Origin of the sequence: Chelatococcus sp. XZ-Ab1 (genome assembly GCF_029309855.1) — a bacterium.
Taxonomy (GTDB): domain Bacteria; phylum Pseudomonadota; class Alphaproteobacteria; order Rhizobiales; family Beijerinckiaceae; genus Chelatococcus_A; species Chelatococcus_A sambhunathii.
Window position 1 is genome coordinate 1 of sequence record NZ_JARKII010000017.1, and the last position, 20471, is coordinate 20471.

Below are 20471 nucleotides of genomic sequence, written 5' to 3' on the forward strand. Positions count from 1 at the left end.
GACTTGGTGCCGGGCGCCGGCTCCAGCTCGTAGAGCGTCACCACCGGGCCGGGATGCACGTTGATGATCTCGCCCTTGACCCCGAAATCCTCCAGCGTGCTCTCCAAAAGTGCCGCGTTCTGCTCGATGAACTCCGGCGCATCACCCGTGCCGGTCGAGACAGGGGGCTCGGCAAGGAGCGTTATGGGCGGGAGTTCGAAGGCCTCTGCGGCAGGCGGAGGAGCGGGCTGGCGTGCGGGCGCCGGCGCGGGCGCCACTGGTGGCTTCAGCGCCGCGACGGGCGGGCGCGCGACCTCCCGCCTCACCACCCGGTTGTCGTTGCCTGGCGGGACGGCGATGGCATTGGTCGTCGGCGCTTCCGGAACGCGGACTGCCGGCGCTTGCGGCTCCGGCGCGACCGGGAGGGTCGGCTCTTCGGCAGGGCTGTCCTCGACGGCAGGTTCGGGGGTCTTTGTGGGGGCCGTCGTGAAGGCCCGCTCGATCCCCGTGCTGCCGACAAGCCGCAGGTTCACGCTATAGGCATGGCTCCACCACGCCTCGACCGTATCCGCGGATACGCCGGCCGGGGCGGTCCGCTCCCCGGGTTCCGGCTCGTCGGCTTCGTGGACCTCCGGTTCATGGTCTTCGCCCGCATGCGTCTGCGGCGCACAAGCCTCCGGCGCCGACGCGGCTTCCTGTTCACCAGCGACCGCCCGGTCGGCCGGTGCCGCCGGAAGCAGGGCGGGGTTGCAGCCGAACTCGAAGAAGGCGTGATCGGATATGGCGACGAAGGCGACGTCCTCGCGCTCTGCAGGTTCGTTGGTTCCGGCGAAAAGCGTTTCAGCCGCCAGCGGCTCCTCGATGAACGCCGCGGTCGTGGGCATTCGGCTTTCGGCGTGCGGAGCCTCCGAGCCGACCGGCGCTTCGGCCGGCCCCTGTTGTGGTGGCAGGGCCGGCAGGACGCCCTTCCATACCTGCTGGATGAGATGGTCCGGGGTGCGGCCGAACTTCACCCGCGTCGTGCCGGCCTGCGGTCCTCGCGGCTGTTCGGTGGCGATCGCCGCTTCTGCCGCGAGCGCCGCTTCCATCTGGCGCAGCTTGTCGGGGGTGCGCGCATAGCGGACATGGGTTGGCAACACGATTGTCGCCGGATGCGGCATCAGCTTGGGCGCCGTCACCGCGGGCTCCTCCGGGGGGCGGTTGCGCCTTAGCCGGCCTGCGGCCCTGAGCGGGTTGGGCAGGATATCTGCGGCGTCCGTTTCGCTGTTTCGTGAAGGCAGTTCCCGTTTGCGCATCGACGCCCGCAGATTCTTCTGGCCACTCTGACGGGCCGATTCCTACCCGCATCACGGTTAACGGCCGCTAAAACGCCGGGTGGCAGGCGCTGCGTCATCGCTTGCAGCACAGCGCGCGAGATACTTCAGTACTTGATGACGCCAAACTGGCGGAACAGGGCGTGGATGCGGTCGGCGTAGATGTTGAAGCTCGGATAGTCGCCGAGATGGGCCGGGCGCGGGCGTGGCAGCTCCACCTTGATCTCGTCGACGATACGGCCCGGGGAGGGCGACATGACGAGCACCCGGTCGGACAGCCCGATGGCCTCCTCGAGGCTGTGGGTGATGAAGAGCACGGTCTTGCCCGTCTCCATCCACAACAGTTCGAGGTCGTGGCGGATCTGCGTGCGGGTGATGGCGTCGAGCGCTCCGAAAGGCTCGTCCATCATCAGCACGGACGGATCGTGGATCAGCGCGCGGGCGATCGACACGCGCTGGCGCATGCCACCGGAGAGCTGCTTGGGATAGCGGTCGGCGGCATGGGCAATGCCAAGCTTCTCGAACAGCTCCATCGCGCGCGCCCGCGCCGGCTCCATCGGCAGGCCGCGGATCTCGGCCTGCAGCAGCACGTTGTCGAGCGCCGTGCGGAAGTCGAGCAGCAGGTGATCCTGGAAGACGATGCCGATATCCGTCAGCGGTCTGTCGAGGCGTGCGCCGTTGACGAGGATCGCGCCCGTCGACAAGGGCTGCAGCCCGGCCGCGATGAGCATCAAGGTGCTCTTCCCGCAGCCGGACGGGCCGATGAGGCTGACGAACTCCCCCTTGCCGATGGCGAAGGAGATATCGTCGACGGCCGTGAAGCCGCCGAAGGTCTTGACGACGTTCTTCCCCTCGATGGAGGCGGCGTCGGCGGCTTTCGTCCTGTCGGCGATCGGGGCGTTCATCGTCATCATCCGCCGCGGGTTCGCGACCATCACTTGCAGGCCGGGGCGTCGGCCGGCAGGAGGGTGGTGGTGTAGTAGTCGGTGATCGGCTTGTCCTTGGGCAGGCCGAGATAGGTCGTCAGAAGCGTGTAGGTCGTCTGCCAGTTCTTCTCCGGCACCTCGCCGAGGCGCGTGGCGCCGGGAGCGCACATCAGCTTGAAGACGACGTCGAACTGCTTGGTGATCTGCTCCTTGGTCACGGACGGGAACTGTTCGAGCACAGCGGCGGCCGCCTCGTCCGGGTTCTTGCGCGCCGCTTCCCAGCCGGCGAGACTCGCGGCCACGAACTTCTTGTAGAGGTCGACATCCTTCTCGATGCGGTCGTCGCGGGCGATGATCGACAGGCCGACGGTGGGCACGCCGATGTCGCGGTAGAAGAGGTCCGTCACCTCGAAACCGCGGTCGCGCATCTGGATGGACTGGTAGTCGGCCCCGCCGAGGATGGCGTCGACCTTCTTCTCGAGCACCGCGCCGACGAAGGCGCCGGGATCGATGTTGACGATGTTGACCTTCGACTTGTCGATGTTGTTGGCGGCGAGGATGGCCTCGAGCAGCGTCGTCTGCGCCGTGCCGGGCTGAACGGCGAGAGTCTTGCCGATCAGGTCCTGCGGCCTGTTGATGCCCTTTTCCTTCAGCGAGATGATGGCGAAGCCGTTGGTCTGCAGGATGGGGGCGACGATCTTCACCGGCGCGCCCTTGGTGCGCAGTTGCATGGCGGCCGGCGCATCGGCGAAGCCGACGTCGGTCTGTCCCGTCGCCACCTGCTGTGCCGTGGTGCCGGAGCCCTTGCCCTCTTCGATGGTGAGATCGATGCCCGCCTTCTCGTAGAGCCCGAGCTTCTTGGCATACATGAAGCCGGCATTCGGCCCCGCCGCCAGGAAGTTGAGCGTCAGCTTCATCGGGGTGAGTTTCTCCTGCGCCCCGGCCCCGGTTTGCCCCATGCCCAGCGCCAGCGCGGCGGCTGCGGCGATCAGCATTGCCTTCTTCATCCTGTCCTCCCCTTCGATCGGGTCTTGCCGTTCGATCGTGTTGTGTGCCCGCCCGTCTCGTGCGGGCGGTTGGTGTGCGGGCCTCCCGGCCCCGCGTCTCAGCCCTTGCGCTGCCAGGGCATCAGCAGGCCCTCCAGCATCTCGACGGCGTAGCTGAAGAGGATGCCGATGACGCTGAGCGCGACGAGACAGGCGAAGATGAGCGGCATATCGAGGAAGCTGGTGCCGCGCAGCAGGAGATAGCCGAGCCCGGCATTGGCGCCGACGAATTCGCCGACGATGGCGCCTGTCGCCGCAAAGACGATGGAGACCTTGAGCCCGGCGAAGATGTAGCTCAGTGCCGCCGGCACACGCACATAGCGGAAGGTCTGCCAACCGCTCGCGCCCATGGACTTCGTGAGATAGAGCACCCGCTCGTCGAGGGCGCGAAAGCCACTCATGCTGGCGACCAGCGTGGGGAAGAAACAGAGCAGGAAGGTCAGCAGCACCTTCGGAAACAGCCCGAAGCCGAACCAGACGACGAAGAGCGGCGCGATGGCGATCTTCGGCACCAGTTGGAAGAAGACGATGATCGGATAGACCGCCTTCTCGAGCAGCCGTACCGAGACGATGAGAAAGCCGAGCGGAATCGAGATCACTGTCGCCATCAGGAAGCCGAGGAGGATTTCCTTCGCCGTCACCAGCGTATGCTCGAAGATGAGCGCATGCGCCTCGACGAGCTTGGCTATGAAGGCCGATGGCACTGGCAGGATGTATTCCGGGATCTCCAGCACCGGCACTACCCACTCCCAGAGGAGGAGCAGGACGGCGAAGCTCGCGAGCGGCCAGGCCGCGGCGGCGAGCCAGCCGCGGGCACGCGCCGCAAGGCCGGGACCTTGCGCGGCGGGCAGGGCGGCATGTTGCGTGTCGGCGACCATCATCCGGCCCTCAGCTGATGCGGTGGGATGTTGCGCTCGTCGGTCGGCGCGACGGCGGCCAGCCGGCGCGGCTGGCGCTTGCGCAGCGGCCACAGCTGCGCCATCTCGCGCGCGGCCTCGAGGAGCGCGGCGGCGATCGCCTCGTGCCGGTCCGCGCCGAGGCGCACGAGCGGGCCGGCGACGGAGAGCGTGCCGGCGGCCGGGGCCGTCGGGTCCTCGTCCGCCCGGAAGGCGACCGCGAGGGCCACGGTGCCGGGCTCCCCCTCCTCGACGGCGAGGGCATAGCCGCGCGCCCGCGTCTCGTCGAGGTGGCGGCGCAGTTCGTCGACGGTCTTCAGGCGTCGCGGGCCCAACGCGGTCCCGGTCTCGAAGCCGCGGGCGCAGACGATGCGCAGCGCCTCGCTCTCGGGCAGGGTGGCAAGCCAGGCCTTGCCGGTCGCCGTGGTGTGCAGCACGACCTCCTGGCCCATGTCCGGCTCATAGCGAAGCCCGGCAGTGGCGCCCTGCGCCCGCGCCACCCAGACGAGGCGCTCGCCCTCGACGACGGACAGGCGGCAGTATTCGCCGGTGCGGCGCGCCAGCCGGTCGAGCACCACCTGGCCGACATCCGGCAGGCCGCGCACATCGAGATTGCGGAAGGCGAGGATGGAGAAGTGCAGTGTGAGGCCATAGCCCTGCGTTACCGGATCCTGCGCGACATAGCCCCGCTCCACGAGGGTCGCCAGCATGCGGTGCGTCGCGCTTTTGGGCATGCCGATGCGTTCCGCGAGGACGCCGAGCTCGATCGGGTCGGGTTCTCCGGCAAGAGCCTCGATCAGGCTGAGGCAGCGATCCACGGCGGCGACGGTCATTCGGGGCCTGGGTCCCTTTAAATGGAACAATAAACCATTTTGGAATTGCGTTCCATTTTTGTTGTCTGGTAGCTATAGCGGCAGGCGGCGCGGCGAGTCAATCCGTGGCGCGGGCATGCCGAGCGCTTCATGGCGCGGGCGAGCCGACGGGGGAGGGAGAGACGATGGGCCTTGCTGGACGCGGCGCGGTCGCCATCTGGCACGACATCGCGCCGGAAGGGCGGGAAGAATTCTATGCATGGCACGGCCTCGAGCACATGCCCGAGCGCGTCGCCATCCCGGGCTTCCTGCGCGGCCGCCGCTATGTCGCCAGCGCGGCCGACCTTGAGTTCTTCAACCTCTACGAAGCGCGCGACCACGCGACCGTGACCGGGCCCGACTATGTGGCCCGGCTCAATGCGCCGACGCCATGGACGCTGAAGGCAGTGAAGCACTTCCGCTCTGTCGCCCGCTCCATATGCCGCGTGGCGGTCAGCCTCGGCCATGGCGAGGGGGGGCTCGTGGCCACCATCCGCTATGACGTCGAGGATGCATCTGCCGCGGCCCATCTCGCCGCGATGCGCGACCGGCTCTTGCCCGGCCTTGCAAGAAGGTCGGGCATCGCCGGCGTGCATCTGCTCGTCGCCGATGCCGAGGCGAGCGCCGTCGAAAATGCCGAGCGCAAGGCCCGTGCCGAGCCCAACCGCATCCCGCGCTGGATCGTGGTGATCGAGGGCTGGGGCGACGAGGCGCCCTTCGCCACCTTCTGCCAGGACCAGCTGACGCTCGATCAGCTGCTCGCGCCCGGTGTGGTCGGGGCGCCGCAACTCGGGCACTATCGGCTGCAGGCGATGTGCCAGCGTCCGCTCGCGGGAGAGGGCACATGAACCGTTACGACCTTGCCGGCCGCACGGCCATCGTCACCGGCGGGGCCGGCGGCATCGGCCGAGCCGTCGCCTCGGCGCTCATCTCTTCGGGCGCGCGCGTCAGCCTGTGGGATCGCGACGACCGGGCGCTCGAAACGGCGGTGGCGGAACTCGGCGGCGAGCCGGACCGCCGCGTGGTCGACATCACCGATGCCGGCGCGGTCGACGAGGCCGCTCGGCAATGCCATGCGCAGTGGGGCCGCATCGACATCCTCGTCAACAACGCCGGCATCCTCGGCGAGGTGAAGCCGGTGTGGGAGAGCGATCCGGACGATTTCCGCCGCGTCCTGGAGGTCAATCTCGTCGGCGCCTATCTCGCGATGCGGGCCGTGGTCGCGCTGATGCGCGGCCAGGCCGCGCAGCCGTTGCGCGGCCATGTGGTCAATGTCGCCTCCATCCAGGGCAAGGAGGGCATGCCGCGCGCCGGCGCCTACAGCGCCTCCAAGGCGGGGCTCATCGCGTTGACGAAGAGTGTCGCAAGGGAGACGGCCGAGGAGGCGATCAGCGTCACCTGCATCACACCTGCCGCGGCGGAGACCAGCATGGCGAAGGAACTGACCAGCGAACGACGCGCCGAGATCCTCGCCCGTATTCCGATGCGCCGCTTCGTCGCTGTCGAGGAGATCGCCCGGCTGGTGCTGTGGCTTTCGTCCGACGATTGTTCCTTCTCCACCGGCGGCGTCTTCGATATCTCCGGCGGCCGCGCCAGCTATTGAGGAAAGTCATGCCGCCGGCGATGCAGCGCCACCTCGCCGCCTTTGCCGAGGCGCTTCTCGGGGCCCGCGTGGACGGCGAGCCCATCGCCTGCACGGCGTATGAACTGCCGCGCGATGCAGCCGAGGGTTATGCCGTGCAGGCGTTCGTCGCCCGCCGTCTAGGCATGGAGGTTGCCGGCTGGAAGGCGGCCCTCGCGGACGGCACGCCCGTGGCTGCGCCGTTGCTCGGGCCGCTCCTGCATTCCGGCTATCGGCTGACAGGCGACAGCGATCCCGATGCCGTCGAGGTCGAGATCGCCTTCCGGCTGGGTCGTGACCTGCCGCTCCGCACGGGTGGTTATGCGCGCGAGGACGTCGTATCAGCGGTCGATGGTGTGCTCGTCGGCATTGAGATCGTCGCGAGCCGCCTCGCCGAGGGGGCAACCGCGCCGTTCCCCGCCTTTCTCGCCGACAATCTCGGCAACGGCGGCTTCGTTGCGGGCAAACCCGTGCCACTCGCATCCATCGATGGGCTGTCGGACTTGCGCTGCCGTGTGTCGCGCGACGGCACTGTCATACACGACGCGACCGGCGGCCATCCGGCGGGCGATCCGCTGGCGCCGCTGCTCGCCTGGGCGAATGCCCAGAGCGACGCGCTGGGCGGGCTGCGGGCCGGCCAGATCGTGACCACCGGGAGCCTTGTCGGCCTTGTCCGCTGCGGGCGGTCCGGTACGCTCAGTGCGCACATCGAGGGGCTTGGCGGCATCCTTCTCCGCGCCTGATCACTTGTCGGCGCTCAGACCCTACCTTGCTCCCGGGCCGCCGCAGTGCGACAACTCCGCCCCGCCAGCCCCGCAGCCAGCGAGAGGACCATGAGCGGACGCATCGATGCCCACCATCATTTCTGGAATCCGCAGGAGGCGGACTATCCCTGGATGGCGCCCGACGCGCTCGCCCCCATCCGCCGGCCGTTCGGCCCACAGGACATGGCTCCGCTCATCGCTGCCGCCGGCATCACGCGGACGGTCCTCGTCCAGACGCGCGCCGACATCGCGGAGACGCTCAGGTTCCTCGCCCAGGCGCAGGACAATGCCTTCATAGCTGGCGTCGTCGGCTGGGTCGACCTGACGGGGCCGGACGTCGCTGGCGCTATCCGGCAGTTGCGCCGGGCGCCGGGTGGTGCCTTTCTCAAGGGTATCCGCCACCAGGCGCACGACGAGGACGATGCGGACTGGCTCGCCCGGCCGGACGTGATCGCGGGCATCGCCGCGGTCGGCCACGAGGGTCTCGCCTATGATCTTCTGGTGCGCGAGCGCGAACTACCCGCTGCGATCCGCTGCGTCGACGCCAACCCAGACGTGCGCTTCGTGCTCGACCATATGGCCAAGCCGCGCATCGCTGAGGGCGCGATGGAGCCGTGGAGCGCGCTGATGACCGAGCTGGCGGCGCGCCCCAACGTCTGGTGCAAGGTTTCCGGCCTCGTGACCGAGGCGGATTGGGGCGGCTGGACGCCGCAGGACCTTGCGCCCTATGTCGCGCGCGCCATCGCCCTCTTCGGCTCCGAGCGCCTCATCTTCGGTTCCGACTGGCCGGTCTGCCTGCTCGCCGCCGATTATGCCCGCGTGGTGCTCACCGCCGAGGAACTGCTCGCGCCGCTCGGCGAGTACGGGCACACGCGGGTCTTCGGCGGCAATGCCGCGCAGGTCTACCAGCTGGCGCGATGACGCGGGCAGCGAACGTCCTCGCCGCTGCCGTCAGTCCTCCTCTCGGAAGAGGGTGGTGAGGGGATATTCGGTGCGAACCAGGGGTGATTTCAGCACGATGTAGCTGAAGTAGTTGGCAATGCCGACGTTACGCTCGATGATTCGGTCCATCACCTCCTGGTAGTGCAGCACGCCGCGGGTGATGAACCGAACGAGATAGTCGTAGCCGCCGCTGACGAGATGGCATTCCATCACCTCGTCGACCGTGCGGATGAAGGATTCGAAGCGCACGAAATCCTCCCGCCGGTGGTCGTGCAACGTCATCTCCGTGAAGACCATGACCGTCTGGCCGAGCTTCGCGAGATTGATTGTGGCGCCGTAGGCTGCGATGTAGCGTGCCGCCTCGAGCCGCTTCACCCGCTGCAGGCACGGGCTCGGCGACAGCCCGACCGCCTCGGCCAGCGCAACATTGGTCATGCGTCCGTTCTTCTGCAGCTCAACGAGGATGTTGAGGTCGATGCGGTCGAGCTTCGGGGCGCCGGTCATCGGCTCGTGGTCTCCGGAAAAGCGCGGTGCTCAGCCGCGCAGGGCGTCCTGATGGGCCTTTGCCATTTCGGCCATGCTGGCGAAATGGAAATCGTAGCGGGCGTCGCCGTCCGGCGGCATCGTCGCGCCCCAGCCGCCCTCGTTGCGCCGCCGGTCGATCCAGGCCGAGGCGAGGCCGACGGTCTTGGCCGGCACATGGTCGTGGAAGAGGCTCTGGGCCGTGTGCAGGATATCCGCCTTGCCGTAGCCGAGGCCGGCGAGCTGTTCCAGCATATAGGTGAAGTTGCGGGGGTTCGGTTTGTACGAGCCAATGTCCTGCGCCGTATAGACGGCGTCGAAGGTAACGCCCAGCTTCTCGTTGCTGGGCGCAAAGCTGGCGTGATCGACGTTGGAGAGGATGACGAGCTTGTAGAATTTCTGCAGGTACTGGAGGGCCGAGGCCGAATCCGGGAAGGCCGGCCAGTCGCCGACGGAAAGGCCGAAGCGCCGGTCATCCTCGGCGCTCGCAGCGATGCCCCATTCGTCCGCGATCCGGCGATGCACGCGGGCGAGAAGGTCGCAGTAGAGCATGTCGGGCGTCTCGGCCTGCTGGCTGCTCTCGTGCCGCGCAAAGGTCTCCAGCACCTCGTCACGTGGGCGGGCGCGCCCGCCCTTCTCAAGGAGCGGCTGCAGCGCCGTGTGGATGCCGCTCTCCCAATCGATCAGCGTGCCGTAGCAGTCGAAGGTCAGCACCTTGAAGTCGGTCAGTTTCATGGAACACTCCATTTCTCGCCCGCCACTGCGAGCCTCGCGAAGGCGGTAAATGAAGGTTAGAGGCGTGAGCCGGCGCAGGCCCTCCGCCGGCCAGCCATCTCTTTGGCAGGATGTGCCGAAGCTCGACCCGAATTGGCATCAACTGCTGCGTCGTCCATTATCCGCTCACGCCGCATCGCGGCTGGCGGGGGACATGGCGCTTCGCGCACAGTCGGCGAGGCGCGCGAGCGCCGCGGGCACATGGACGTCGCGCCGCCGCACGAGCACGGTGATGGCGCGGGCGCTGCCGCTGGGCACGGGGTGCGTCGCAATCCGTCCCGCGGCGCGCGCTGACTCCACCACGGCGCGCGGCAGGAGGCTGATGCCGACCCCGGCCGCAACGCAGCCGATGATGCCGTCGAGCGTGCCGAACTCGAGATGGCGGACCTCGACGATGCCGGCCGTGGCGATGAGCGCCTCGAAGCGCCGTCGATAGCTGCAGCCGGCGCGGAAGACGATGAGCTTTGCCTGTTCGGCCGCAGGCGCGGCGCCGGGGGAGGCAGAGAGCCAGCGGGGCGGACCCAGCCAGGGGGCGGTGACGAGGACGAGTTCCTCCTCCACCATCGGCTCCGCCACGAGCGCCGCATGGGTCACGGGCCCGACGACGAAGGCGGCGGCGAGGTCGCCGTCGAGCACCTTGCCGATCAGGGCCTCGCTGGTCCCGGTCTCCACATGCAGGTCGACCCGCGGGCAGGCGCGGGCGAAGGCGGCAAGGACGGACGGGAGGCGCAGCGCCGCCGTGGTCTCCAGCGAGCCGATGCGCAGCGCGCCGGAAGGGTCGGCGCCGTCGTCGCGCACCGCCTCGCGCGCTTCCGCGAGCAGCTGGCCGACGCGCAGGGCATAGGGCATGAGGCGCTCGCCCGCCGCTGTCAGGCGTACGCCGCGGCTGTGCCGCGTAAACAGCGCCTCGCCGATCTCCGCCTCAAGAGCGCGGATGCGGGCCGTGACGTTGGACTGGACCGTGTTGAGCGCCGCCGCAGCGCGCCCGATGCTGCCATGCCGGGCTGCGGCGAGGAAGAAGGCGAGATCGCTGCTGTTCATGACGGCCGACCCAAGGCATCTCCTCGCAAGATGCCTTGCAGTTCAATCCATCACACGGGAGGCGTCAATCGCGCTCAGGCTTCGCCGCTGGCGCGTGCCAGGGCCAGGCGGTCCCGCCGGCGCACCCGCACGATCACCTCGACGTCGCGCAGCTCGAAATGCGCGGGCACGTTCGGCACCACCCGCACGTCGAGCTCGCCGGGCGGGATGTCGACCAGCACCTGCTCGTCCTCGATGAAGTAATGGTGATGATCGGTGACGTTGGTGTCGAAATAGCTCTTGGTGCCGTCGAGGGCGAGCTGCTTGAGGAGCCCGGCTTCCGTGAACTGGTGCAGCGTGTTGTAGACCGTGGCGAGCGACACGGCCGCCTTGGCGCGGGTCGCCTCCTCGTAGAGCATCTCGGCGGAGACGTGGCGGTGGCCTTTGGCAAAGAGCAGCCAGCCCAGCATCAGGCGCTGGCGCGTGGGCCTGAGGCCGACCTTGCGCAGGCGCTCGCGCATGTCGTGGAACGCGCAGCCCGCCATGGGCGAACGCGGGGCACGGTCGAGCATGGCGCGCAGGTTGATGTCGCCGGCCGTGCCGCGATCACCGAACATCCGCTGCTGGTCCGCCATGACGCTACCTCCCATGCAATTCCGGAAACACTCAATTTCGCCGATACCGGCCGATGAAAGCTCCATACTAGAACATGTTTCGCCAAGTCAAACACCGAATATCGGGCGCTTTGGCATAGTCATTTAATTTTTTAATCATTCTAAATTAAATAGAGCGGCCTTGTCCTTGCAATAACGATGAGATTGCCACTGGCAGGTTCGAGCCTGCGGTTGGTGCCATGCCGCAGCCGCCGGTGACGCATGTCGTCAGCCTGCAGGCGTGATGCGCGCGGCGCAGAACTTGAACTCGGGAATCTTGCCGAAGGGGTCGAGCTGCGGGTTGGTGAGGACGTTCGCCGGCGCTTCGCCGTAGCAGAAGGGGATGAAAATCATGCCTTCCGCGACCTGCCGGTCGGCCATCAGGCGCAGGGTGATCGTGCCGCGCCGGGTCTCGACGCGCACCATCTCGCCGGCCGCGAGGCCGCGTCGGCCGATCTCGCCTGGATGCATGGCGACCATCGCCTCCGGCTCGATGGCGTCGAGCACGCTCGAGCGGCGGGACATGGAGCCGGTGTGCCAGTGCTCGAGGAGCCGCCCCGTCGTCAGTACGAGGGGGAACTCGGCATCCGGCAGTTCGTCGGGCGGGGACAGGTCCGCCGGTACGAGCCGCGCCCGCCCATCCTTCGTCGGATAGCCCTGTGCGAAGAGGATCTCCGTCCCCGGCGCATCGTCGGCCGGCGCCGGATAGGTCACCGAGCCTTCGCGCTCGACGCGCTCCCAGGAGATGTGGGCGAGCGACGGCATCACCGAGCGCATCTCTTCGTAGACCTCGCCGACATCGGCATAGGTCCAGCCGAGGCCGAGGCGGTTGGCGATCTCGATGATGAGCGCGACGTCCTGCCGCGCCTTGCCCGGCAGCGGCACGGCGGGCCGGCCGAGCTGTACCTGCCGGTTGGTATTGGTGTAGGTGCCGAGCTTTTCGGCGTGGGCCGAGGCCGGCAGCACGACGTCGGCGTGCCAGGCGGTCTCCGTGAGGAAGATGTCCTGCACCACGAGGTGCTCGAGCCTGGCCAGCGCTTCACGCGCGTGGATCTGGTCCGGGTCCGACATCGCCGGGTTCTCGCCCATGATGTACATGGCCCGGATGCTGCCCTCGTGGATCGCGTCGATGATCTCGACAACGGTGAGCCCGCGCACCGGGTCGAGCGGCCGGCCCCACAGGTCCTCGAAGCGGGCCCGGATATCGTCGTCCGCCACGCTCTGATAGTCGGGGAAGACCATCGGGATGAGCCCGGCATCGGAGGCGCCCTGCACGTTGTTCTGCCCGCGCAGGGGGTGAAGGCCCGTGCCCGGCCGCCCGATCTGGCCGGTGATGAGGGCGAGCGCGATGAGGCAGCGCGAATTGTCCGTGCCGTGCACGTGCTGCGACACGCCCATGCCCCAGAAGATGATCGAGCGCTCGGCGCGCGCATAGGTTCGCGCCACGGTGCGGATGGTTTCGGCCGGGATGCCGCAGACCGGCTCTATCGCCTCGGGCGTGAAGGCGGCGACCTTCTCCCGGAGCGCCGTGAAACCGTCCACGTGGCCCTGGATGTATTGCTCGTCGTAGAGCCTTTCGTCGATGATCACGTTGAGCATCGCGTTGAGCAGCGCGACGTCGGTGCCCGGCTTGAAGCGCAGGGCGTGCGTCGCATGGCGCATCAGGTCCTGCCCGCGCGGGTCGGCGACGATCAGCGTCGCCCCGCCCTTCGCCGCCTGCTTGAAATAGGTGGCGGCGACGGGATGGTTCTGGGCCGGCCGCGCGCCGATGACGAGGATGCAGTCGGCCTCCAGCGCCGCATTGAACGGCGCCGAGACGGCGGCGGAACCGACGCCCTCCATCAGCGCCGCGACGGAGGAGGCGTGGCACAGCCGCGTGCAATGGTCGACATTGTTGGTGCCGAAGCCCTGCCGCACCAGCTTCTGGAAGAGATAGGCCTCCTCGTTGGAGCCCTTGGCCGAGCCGAAGCCGGCGAGGGCGCTGGGCCCGTGCGCATCGAGAATGCGCTTCAATCCGCCAGCCGCGCGGTCGAGCGCCTCCTCCCAGGTCGCCTCGCGGAAGACCGTCCACGGGTTCGCGGGATCGACGGTGATGTCGCCGCGCTTCGGCGCATCCTCGCGCCGCACCAGGGGCACCGTGAGCCGATGCGGATGGCGGATGTAGTCGTGGCCGAAGCGGCCCTTGACGCACAGGCGGTTCTCGTTGGCCGGGCCGTTGCGCCCGTCCACTTGCACGATGGTGTCGTCCTTCACGGCAACGCGCGTCAGGCAGCCGACGCCGCACCACGGGCAGACGCTGTCGACATGCCGATCCGCCACCACCGTGCGTTGCCGCGCCGCCGCGTCCATCAGCGATTTTTCGAAGAGCGCGCCCGTCGGGCAGGCCTGCACGCATTCCCCGCAGGCGACGCAGGTGGAGGCGCCCATCGGCGCGGCGATGTCGAAGACCGGGCGCGTGTCGAGCCCGCGGAAGGCCATGCCGATGACGTCGTTGACCTGCACCTCGCGGCAGGCGCGTGCGCACAGCCCGCAAGCGATGCAGGCATCGAGATTGACGGCGATGGCCACATGGCTCGTATCGTGCGGGGGCTGAGCGAGAAGGGCGTGGCCAGCTTGGGCCGTGCCGTCATGAGAGGAAGTGCGCCCGTTCGCGAAGCGGCTCGCCGTGACGCCGACGCGCTCCGCCCATTGCCAGAACGGGGCATCCGGATCCGGCGCCGCCTCGCGCGCGGACAGGTCAGCAAGGAGCAGCTCGAAGACCATGGCGCGGGCCTTCTCGGCCCGGTGCGAGGCCGAGTGCACCACCATGCCCGGCGTTGGCTTGCGGATGCAGGAGGCGGCGAGCACGCGTTCCCCCTCGATCTCCACCATGCAGGCGCGGCAGTTGCCGTCCGGCCGGTAGCCCGGCTCGGGCAGGTGGCAGAGGTGGGGAATGTCGGTGCCGGCGCGCCTTGCCGCCTGCCACAGGGTCTCACCGGGCAGGGCCGTGATCTCGCGCCCGTCGAGCGTGAAGCGGATGAGGTCCTCCGTCTCGCTCATCGTGCCCCTCCTGCTCCCGCTGCCGTGCCGTTGAAGAAGGCGAGGATCGAACGCACAGGATTGGGCGCCGCCTGGCCGAGGCCGCAGATGGAGGCGTCACGCATCGCGGTGGAGAGATCCTCCATCAGGTCGCGGTCCCACGCGTCGGCTTCCATCAGGCGCACCATCTTGTCGGTCCCGGCGCGGCAGGGCGTGCACTGGCCGCAGCTCTCGGCACGGAAGAAACGCATGAGATTGAGCGCGACGGCCCTGAGGTCGTCCTTGTCGGAAAGCACGATGACGGCATGGCTGCCGATGAAGGCACCGTGCGGATCGAGCGAACCGAAGTCGAGCGGCACGTCGGCGAGAGAGGCCGGCAGGATGCCGCCGGAGGCGCCGCCGGGCAGATAGGCGGCGAAAGCGTGTCCCTCGGCCATGCCGCCGCAGAACTCGTCGATCAATTCGCGCGCCGTGATGCCCGCCGGCGCGACCTTGACGCCCGGCTCGCGCACGCGGCCGGAGACGGAGAAGGAGCGCAGGCCCTTGTGCCCGCGCCGACCCTCGGCGGTGAACCAGTCGGCGCCGCGCGACAGGATGTCGGGGATCCAGGCGAGCGTCTCGACATTGTGGTTGAGCGTCGGGCGGCCGAAGAGGCCGACCTCGGCGATATAGGGCGGCCGGTGGCGCGGCAGGCCGCGCTTGCCTTCGATCGACTCGATCATCGCCGATTCTTCGCCGCAGATGTAGGCGCCGGCGCCGCGCCTCAGTTCGATGAATCCGGGGGCGACGAGCCCCGCGCCTTCAAGCGCCGCGATCTCGCGCCTCAGGATCTCGCGCACGGCCGGATATTCGTCGCGCAGGTAGATGTAGATGCGCTCCACCGCCACCGCCCAGGCGGCGATCAGCATGCCCTCCAGCATGCGGTGCGGCGTGCGTTCCAGCCACCAGCGGTCCTTGAAGGTGCCGGGCTCGCCCTCGTCGGCATTCACCGTCATCAGCCGCGGCGCCGGTTGCGCCGCCACGGCCGCCCACTTGCGCCCGGCCGGGAAGCCCGCGCCACCGAGCCCGCGCAGGCCGGCGTCCGACAGCGCGGCGATCGTCTCCTCGCGGCTTTTCGCCCCGCTCTGGCAGGAGACGAAGGCGCGGTAGCCGCCGGCCTCCAGACAGGCGCTCAGCGTCTCGTACTGCGGCAACTGCGCAACCGTCGCTCCTTCGGCGGCGAGAGCGGCAATCGTCTCGACCGTGGCGTGATCGACCGCCCGCTGCCCCACCTGCGCGGCGGGCGCCGCGGCGCAGCGGCCGATACAGGGCCCGCGCACGACGCGCACTTCACGCGGATCGACCATGCCGATAAGCGCCGCGACGAGGTCCTCGGCACCGGCCAGCATGCAAGAGATGCTGTCGCAGACGCGCACGGTGACCGGCGGCAGGTCCGGCGCGTCGTCGGCGATGACGTCGAAATGGTGATAGAAGCTCGCGACCTCGAAGACCTCGGCCTGGGCGAGGCCCATGGCGGCGGCGAGCGCATGGAGGTGGCGCGGGCGCAGCGCGCCGAAACGGTCCTGCAGGAGATGCAGATATTCGATCAGCCGGTCGCGCCTGAGCGGCGTCTCCATGATGACGGCGCGCACCTCGTCGAGCGCGGCCTCGTCAAGCGGACGGCCCTTGCCGACACGTGCCCGTCCCTTGCCGCGGGGCCTCGCCATCACCGCGTCGTCGTCGCTCATTCCCTGTCGCTCTCCGCCGTCCGGGTCGCAGGCCGGATCGCTTTTCTGATGCGATTCCAAACTGGTAGCACGCCGCCGGGGCGAGATCACGATTTCTTGCGGGAGCGGCGACTGATGCTGCCGGGAAGTGCAGGTCTTACCGCCATGCTCGCGCCTACACGGCCGTCCGGCTGGCGCGGATGAAAACGGAAAGGGGCCGCAGCCTCCCCGCCCGTCATGGCCGCGCTTGTCGCGGCCATCCACGCCTTCCGGCAGCGCGCAGGCGTGGGTGGCATGGATGCCCGCGACAAGCGCGGGCATGACGGCGGAGACGGCCGGAAGACCATGTCAGCGCCGTGTGTCCTGTCACGCCCCGAATGGCGACGGCATCCGTTTCACACGCGAGATCGACGCGTTGAAGCCAAGCGGTCGAACCTCGACCGAGCAGCCATGCGCTTGTCGCAGGCATCCGCGCCCACGCCCGTTCTTCCGACAGCCGGGGCTTGCGGTCCGCCGGCGCGCGATCATAAATGCCGGCTCAGGAACCAGGCTGGGGGACGTCGGGCAGGGCCCATGCAGATACGTGTTCTCGACGGCCTTGATCCTGTGGACGCGGCGGCGCGCCTCGCACCTCTCGGGCATCTGACCTTCCTCGACAGCGCCCGCGACGGCGGCCTCGGCCGTTACGCCTATGCGGCCGCCGATCCGTTCGGCATCTTCTCGGTGCGCGGCGGGCGCTGCTTCTGGGATGGAGAGCGGCTCGACGAGCCTTTCGTCCCGGCGCTGAAGGCGCGCCTCGCCGCCTTTCGGCAGGAGAGGCTGGCGGACCTGCCGCCCTTCCAGGGCGGGGCGGCCGGCTTCCTCGCCTATGATCTCGCGCGCGCCTTCGAGAAGCTTCCCCTAACCGCAGCCGGGGCTGGCGCGGTGCCCGAGGCGGTGCTGCCCTTCTACGACGTGGTCCTTGCCTTCGACCTCGTCGCCTCCCGCGCCTTCCTCGTCTCCACCGGCTGGCCCGAGACCGAACCTGCCGTGCGTGAGCGGCGCGCCGGGCAGCGGGCGGAGGCCTTTCTCGACCGGCTGCGGCAGCCGGCACCGCCGATGCGCGGCAATCCGGCGATCGCCTCCGATGCCTGGGTCGCGGATTTCTCGCGCGACGATTATCTCGCCGTCGTGCGCCGCACCATCGACTACATCCTGGCGGGCGACATCTTCCAGGCCTGCCTCGCCCAGCGCTTCGAGGCCCCTTTGCCGCCGGGCTTCGACGGCTGGGCCTTCTACCGGCGCCTGCGCTCGGTCAATGCGGCCCCGTTCGGTGCCTGGCTCGACTACGGTGACGTCAAGGTCGCCTCCTCGTCGCCGGAACGGTTCCTGCGCCTCGACCGAGGCCACGTCGAGACACGGCCGATCAAGGGCACGGCACCGCGCAGCGCCGATCCGCAGGAGGATACGGCGCTCGCGGCGGCTCTCGCCGCTTCCGAGAAGGACCGGGCCGAGAACCTGATGATCGTCGACCTCCTGCGCAACGACCTCTCGCGCGTCTGCCGGCCGGGCAGCGTGCATGAGCCGGCGCTGTGCGCGCTCGAGAGCTACGCCAACGTGCATCACCTCGTCTCGACCGTGACGGGCGAGCTCGAGGCCGGGCGCGATGCCGTCGATCTCATCGCCGCGACCTTCCCGGGCGGGTCCATCTCCGGTGCGCCGAAGATCCGCGCCATGGAGATCATCGCCGAGCTCGAGCGCAACGCTCGCGGCGTCTTCTGCGGCGCCATCGGCTTCATCGGCTTTTCCGGCGACATGGACCTTAACATCGCCATCCGCACGGTGACGCTTGCCGGCGGCAAGGCCGTGGTGCAGGCCGGCGGCGGCATCACCATGCTCTCCGACCCGCCGGCCGAACATGAGGAGACGATGGTGAAGGCCCGTCGTATCTTCGAGGCCTTCGCCGGTTCGGCAACGGGCGAGGCGGCGTGAGTCATGATCGTCGTCATCGACAATTACGATTCCTTCGTCTTCAACATCGCGCGCTACCTGCGCGAGCTCGGTCGCGAGGTGACGGTCGTGCGCAACGATGCGGTGGATGTCGAAGGGCTCGCTGCCATGCACCCTTCGGCCGTCGTGCTCTCGCCAGGGCCGTGCACGCCCCGAGAGGCCGGCATCTCGTGCGACGTCGTCCGCGCCTTTTCCGGGCGGGTGCCGCTCCTTGGCATCTGCCTCGGCCACCAGTGCATCGGCGAAGTGTTCGGGGGGCAGGTAGTGCGCGCCCGGGTACCGATGCACGGGCGTGCGGCGCCGGCCCTGCACGAGGGGGCAGGGCTCTTCGCCGGCCTGCCGCAGCCGCTCGCCGTCGGGCGCTATCACTCGCTGATCGTCACGCTCGACGATGAAGCCGGGCCGCTGCGCGTGACGGCCCGCTCGCCCGAGGGCGAGATCATGGCGCTCGCGCACCGTGCGCATCCGACCTACGGCATCCAGTTCCATCCCGAATCCGTGCTGACACCGCAGGGCAAGGCGCTGCTCGCCAATTTTCTCGCCGCCGCCGAGCGGTTCGCCGCCAACGGGGAGGGAATATGTTCGTCCTGAACGGCGAGATCCATGAAGGCACCGCGGCCGCGCTCGACCTGCGCGACCGCGGCCTGACGCTCGGCGACGGCCTGTTCGAGACCATCCTCGTCGTCTCCGGCCGCCCCTTCATGCTCGACGCGCACCTCGACCGGCTCTGTTCCGCCGCGGCCGAGCTTCGCCTGCCGGTAGAGCGCGAAGCGTTTGTCCGCGCGGTTGCCATGCTGCTGGCCGAAACCGCTGCCGGCGATTGTGCGCTGCGCCTTGCCGTGACGCGCGGCCCCGGTGCCCGCGGGCTGCGCATTCCCGCCGATGCGGCGCCGAACCTCCTCGTCACCATGGCGCCGTGGCAGCCATCGATGGCCTTTACCGACATCACGCTCGCCACCGTCGCCATCCGCCGCAACGAGACTTCACCGCTTTCTCGGATGAAGACGCTCGCCTATCTCGACAACGTGCTGGCGCTGGAGGAGGCCGCGGCCCGGGGCGCCGACGATGCCCTTGTCCTCAACACGGGGGCGCGCGTGGCCGCGACGAGCATGGCCAATCTCTTCATCATCCGGGGAAGCGGGCTCCTGACCCCGCCCGTCCGTGACGGCGTGCTGCCCGGCACGCTGCGGGCCTTCCTCCTCGCGCAAGCGGCGAAGGCGGGACTTGCAGCGCGCGAAGCCCCGCTCGCGCCGGAGGACCTCTTCGAGGCCGATGCCGTTCTCGCCACCAACAGCCTGCGCCTCGTCATGGCGGTGGCGGCACTCGATGGGCATCCCCTGCCACGCCGCGCGGAAAAGGCGGTGGCGGCCCTGCGCGGGCTGGTCCGCGAGGCCATCTCCGCAGCCTGCGGCCGCGATCCCTTCGCAGCCGGTTCCGCCGTGGGATGACACGGAGGCCCGCAAGGGATTATGCTGCGTCAGCAGGTCGCAGCTCGACGTGACCAGCGCAGAAGGGGGCAGCGCCATCTCGGGCCTCGCGACCGCCACGGTTTGCGGAGGCAGAGCCATGGTCTTCCATGTCATTTCCGGGCCCAACGACGACGTCCACGTTCCCGCGGTTCGCAAGATCACGGTCGGTGACCTCTGGCAGGCGCTCGCACGCGGGCTCGAGGACTTCCGGGAAATGCCGAGCCACCTGCCTTTCCTCATCATCATCTATCCCGTGATGGGGCTGCTGCTCGGGCGGGCGACCTACGACAACAACCTGATGCCGCTGGTCTATCCGCTCATCACCGGCTTCGCGCTGATCGGTCCCTTCGCCGCCATCGGCCTCTATGAGATGAGCAAGCGGCGCGAGCAGGGCCTCGACACCTCGTGGAAGCACGCCTTCGACGTGCTGCGCTCGCCCTCCATCTGGGCAATCGGCGCGCTGGCAGTGGCGCTGATGGCGATCTTCTTCGTCTGGGTCGCCACCGCCCATGCCATCTACCAGTCGATCTTCGGCATCGATGCGCCAAAGCCCATGAACGAGTTCTTCGCCACCATCCTCGGCACGCCCGAGGGGCTGCGCCTCATCGTGATCGGCAATATCGTCGGGCTCGGCTTCGCCCTCGTCGTGCTGCTCCTCAGCGCCGTCTCCTTCCCCATGCTGGTCGACCGGGACGTAGGCGCGGCCGTGGCGGTGGCGACCTCGATCAAGGCGGCGCTCGTCAACCCGATCCCCATCCTCGTCTGGGGTCTCGTCGTCGCCCTCAGCCTTGTAGCCGGTGCGCTGCCGGCCTTCGTCGGCCTCGCCGTCGTCCTGCCGGTGCTGGGCCACGCCACGTGGCATCTCTACCGCAAGCTGGTGGTCTGAGCGGACCGCAGGGCGGCCATGCGCGCCCTGCGATCGAAAAGCGCCGGATGCCGTTTGACCCTGTAGTCGCTACAGGAATTATGGTGCCTGCCTGAC

Annotated in this window: 19 protein-coding genes; 8 read left to right on the forward strand and 11 right to left on the reverse strand. The window is 68.8% G+C overall.

Going from position 1 to position 20471, the window contains the following annotated elements; genetic code table 11:
• From P2T65_RS21160 to P2T65_RS19415, 5 genes are all read right to left on the reverse strand, one after another.
• Window positions 1-1157 (reverse strand): DNA translocase FtsK (locus P2T65_RS21160; protein ID WP_346348321.1); only part of this gene is annotated, 1157 nt, incomplete at its 3' end.
• Between the two features lie 242 nt (window positions 1158-1399).
• Window positions 1400-2197, reverse strand: a complete 798-nt coding sequence (locus tag P2T65_RS19400; protein ID WP_063187759.1) for an ABC transporter ATP-binding protein — start codon at window positions 2195-2197, stop codon at window positions 1400-1402.
• 29 nt (window positions 2198-2226) lie between these two features.
• Window positions 2227-3225, reverse strand: a complete 999-nt coding sequence (locus P2T65_RS19405; protein WP_276200515.1) for an ABC transporter substrate-binding protein — start codon at window positions 3223-3225, stop codon at window positions 2227-2229.
• A 98-nt stretch (window positions 3226-3323) separates the two neighbouring features.
• Window positions 3324-4145, reverse strand: coding sequence for an ABC transporter permease (locus tag P2T65_RS19410; RefSeq protein WP_071923322.1), 822 nt, complete (start codon window positions 4143-4145; stop codon window positions 3324-3326).
• Complete coding sequence (locus P2T65_RS19415) at window positions 4142-4993, reverse strand: IclR family transcriptional regulator (RefSeq protein WP_055460919.1); 852 nt, start codon at window positions 4991-4993, stop codon at window positions 4142-4144. Before P2T65_RS19415 ends, P2T65_RS19410 begins: the two co-directional genes overlap by 4 nt.
• A gap of 164 nt (window positions 4994-5157) precedes the next feature.
• On the opposite strand from P2T65_RS19415, the gene P2T65_RS19420 reads away from it, so the two are divergent.
• The 4 genes from P2T65_RS19420 to P2T65_RS19435 all read left to right on the forward strand — a co-directional run bounded on the left by P2T65_RS19420 (window position 5158) and on the right by P2T65_RS19435 (window position 8317).
• A complete protein-coding gene (locus tag P2T65_RS19420; RefSeq protein ID WP_055460918.1) occupies window positions 5158-5859 on the forward strand; it encodes a hypothetical protein in 702 nt (233 codons plus the stop codon).
• Window positions 5856-6614 (forward strand): SDR family NAD(P)-dependent oxidoreductase, encoded by a 759-nt coding sequence (locus P2T65_RS19425; RefSeq protein WP_055460917.1) that lies wholly within the window; start codon window positions 5856-5858, stop codon window positions 6612-6614. Before P2T65_RS19420 ends, P2T65_RS19425 begins: the two co-directional genes overlap by 4 nt.
• Before the next feature lie 8 nt (window positions 6615-6622).
• On the forward strand, window positions 6623-7375 hold the full coding sequence (locus P2T65_RS19430) for a fumarylacetoacetate hydrolase family protein (RefSeq protein ID WP_055460916.1): 753 nt from the start codon (window positions 6623-6625) through the stop codon (window positions 7373-7375).
• A gap of 90 nt (window positions 7376-7465) precedes the next feature.
• Window positions 7466-8317: an amidohydrolase family protein gene (locus tag P2T65_RS19435; RefSeq protein WP_276200516.1), complete on the forward strand. Its 852-nt coding sequence runs from the start codon at window positions 7466-7468 to the stop codon at window positions 8315-8317.
• Window positions 8318-8347: 30 nt separating this feature from the next.
• Here the strand turns inward: P2T65_RS19435 and P2T65_RS19440 are convergent, their stop codons facing one another.
• From P2T65_RS19440 to P2T65_RS19465, 6 genes are all read right to left on the reverse strand, one after another.
• Complete coding sequence (locus P2T65_RS19440; protein ID WP_055460914.1) at window positions 8348-8842, reverse strand: Lrp/AsnC family transcriptional regulator; 495 nt, start codon at window positions 8840-8842, stop codon at window positions 8348-8350.
• A gap of 30 nt (window positions 8843-8872) precedes the next feature.
• On the reverse strand, window positions 8873-9595 hold the full coding sequence (locus tag P2T65_RS19445) for a haloacid dehalogenase type II (RefSeq protein WP_055460913.1): 723 nt from the start codon (window positions 9593-9595) through the stop codon (window positions 8873-8875).
• A 165-nt stretch (window positions 9596-9760) separates the two neighbouring features.
• Window positions 9761-10675 carry a LysR family transcriptional regulator gene (locus P2T65_RS19450; protein WP_063187747.1) on the reverse strand — a complete coding sequence of 305 codons (915 nt, stop codon included), beginning with the start codon at window positions 10673-10675 and terminating at the stop codon, window positions 9761-9763.
• 74 nt (window positions 10676-10749) lie between these two features.
• Entirely contained in the window at window positions 10750-11226 is a 477-nt protein-coding gene (gene irrA / locus P2T65_RS19455; protein WP_276200535.1) for an iron response transcriptional regulator IrrA, read from the reverse strand.
• 309 nt (window positions 11227-11535) lie between these two features.
• A complete protein-coding gene (gene fdhF, locus P2T65_RS19460; protein WP_276200517.1) occupies window positions 11536-14346 on the reverse strand; it encodes a formate dehydrogenase subunit alpha in 2811 nt (936 codons plus the stop codon).
• Complete coding sequence (locus tag P2T65_RS19465; RefSeq protein ID WP_276200518.1) at window positions 14343-16052, reverse strand: NADH-ubiquinone oxidoreductase-F iron-sulfur binding region domain-containing protein; 1710 nt, start codon at window positions 16050-16052, stop codon at window positions 14343-14345. Before P2T65_RS19465 ends, fdhF begins: the two co-directional genes overlap by 4 nt.
• A gap of 552 nt (window positions 16053-16604) precedes the next feature.
• Between P2T65_RS19465 and pabB the strand changes: the two genes are divergently transcribed.
• From pabB to P2T65_RS19485, 4 genes are all read left to right on the forward strand, one after another.
• The gene (gene pabB / locus P2T65_RS19470; protein WP_276200519.1) at window positions 16605-18002 is read left to right on the forward strand and encodes an aminodeoxychorismate synthase component I; all 1398 of its coding nucleotides are present in this window, start codon (window positions 16605-16607) and stop codon (window positions 18000-18002) included.
• Between the two features lie 3 nt (window positions 18003-18005).
• Complete coding sequence (locus tag P2T65_RS19475) at window positions 18006-18611, forward strand: aminodeoxychorismate/anthranilate synthase component II (RefSeq protein ID WP_276200520.1); 606 nt, start codon at window positions 18006-18008, stop codon at window positions 18609-18611.
• Window positions 18599-19468, forward strand: a complete 870-nt coding sequence (locus tag P2T65_RS19480; protein ID WP_276200521.1) for an aminotransferase class IV — start codon at window positions 18599-18601, stop codon at window positions 19466-19468. Before P2T65_RS19475 ends, P2T65_RS19480 begins: the two co-directional genes overlap by 13 nt.
• Window positions 19469-19586: 118 nt before the next feature.
• A complete protein-coding gene (locus P2T65_RS19485) occupies window positions 19587-20375 on the forward strand; it encodes a DUF2189 domain-containing protein (protein WP_019402232.1) in 789 nt (262 codons plus the stop codon).
• Window positions 20376-20471 lie beyond the last annotated feature (96 nt).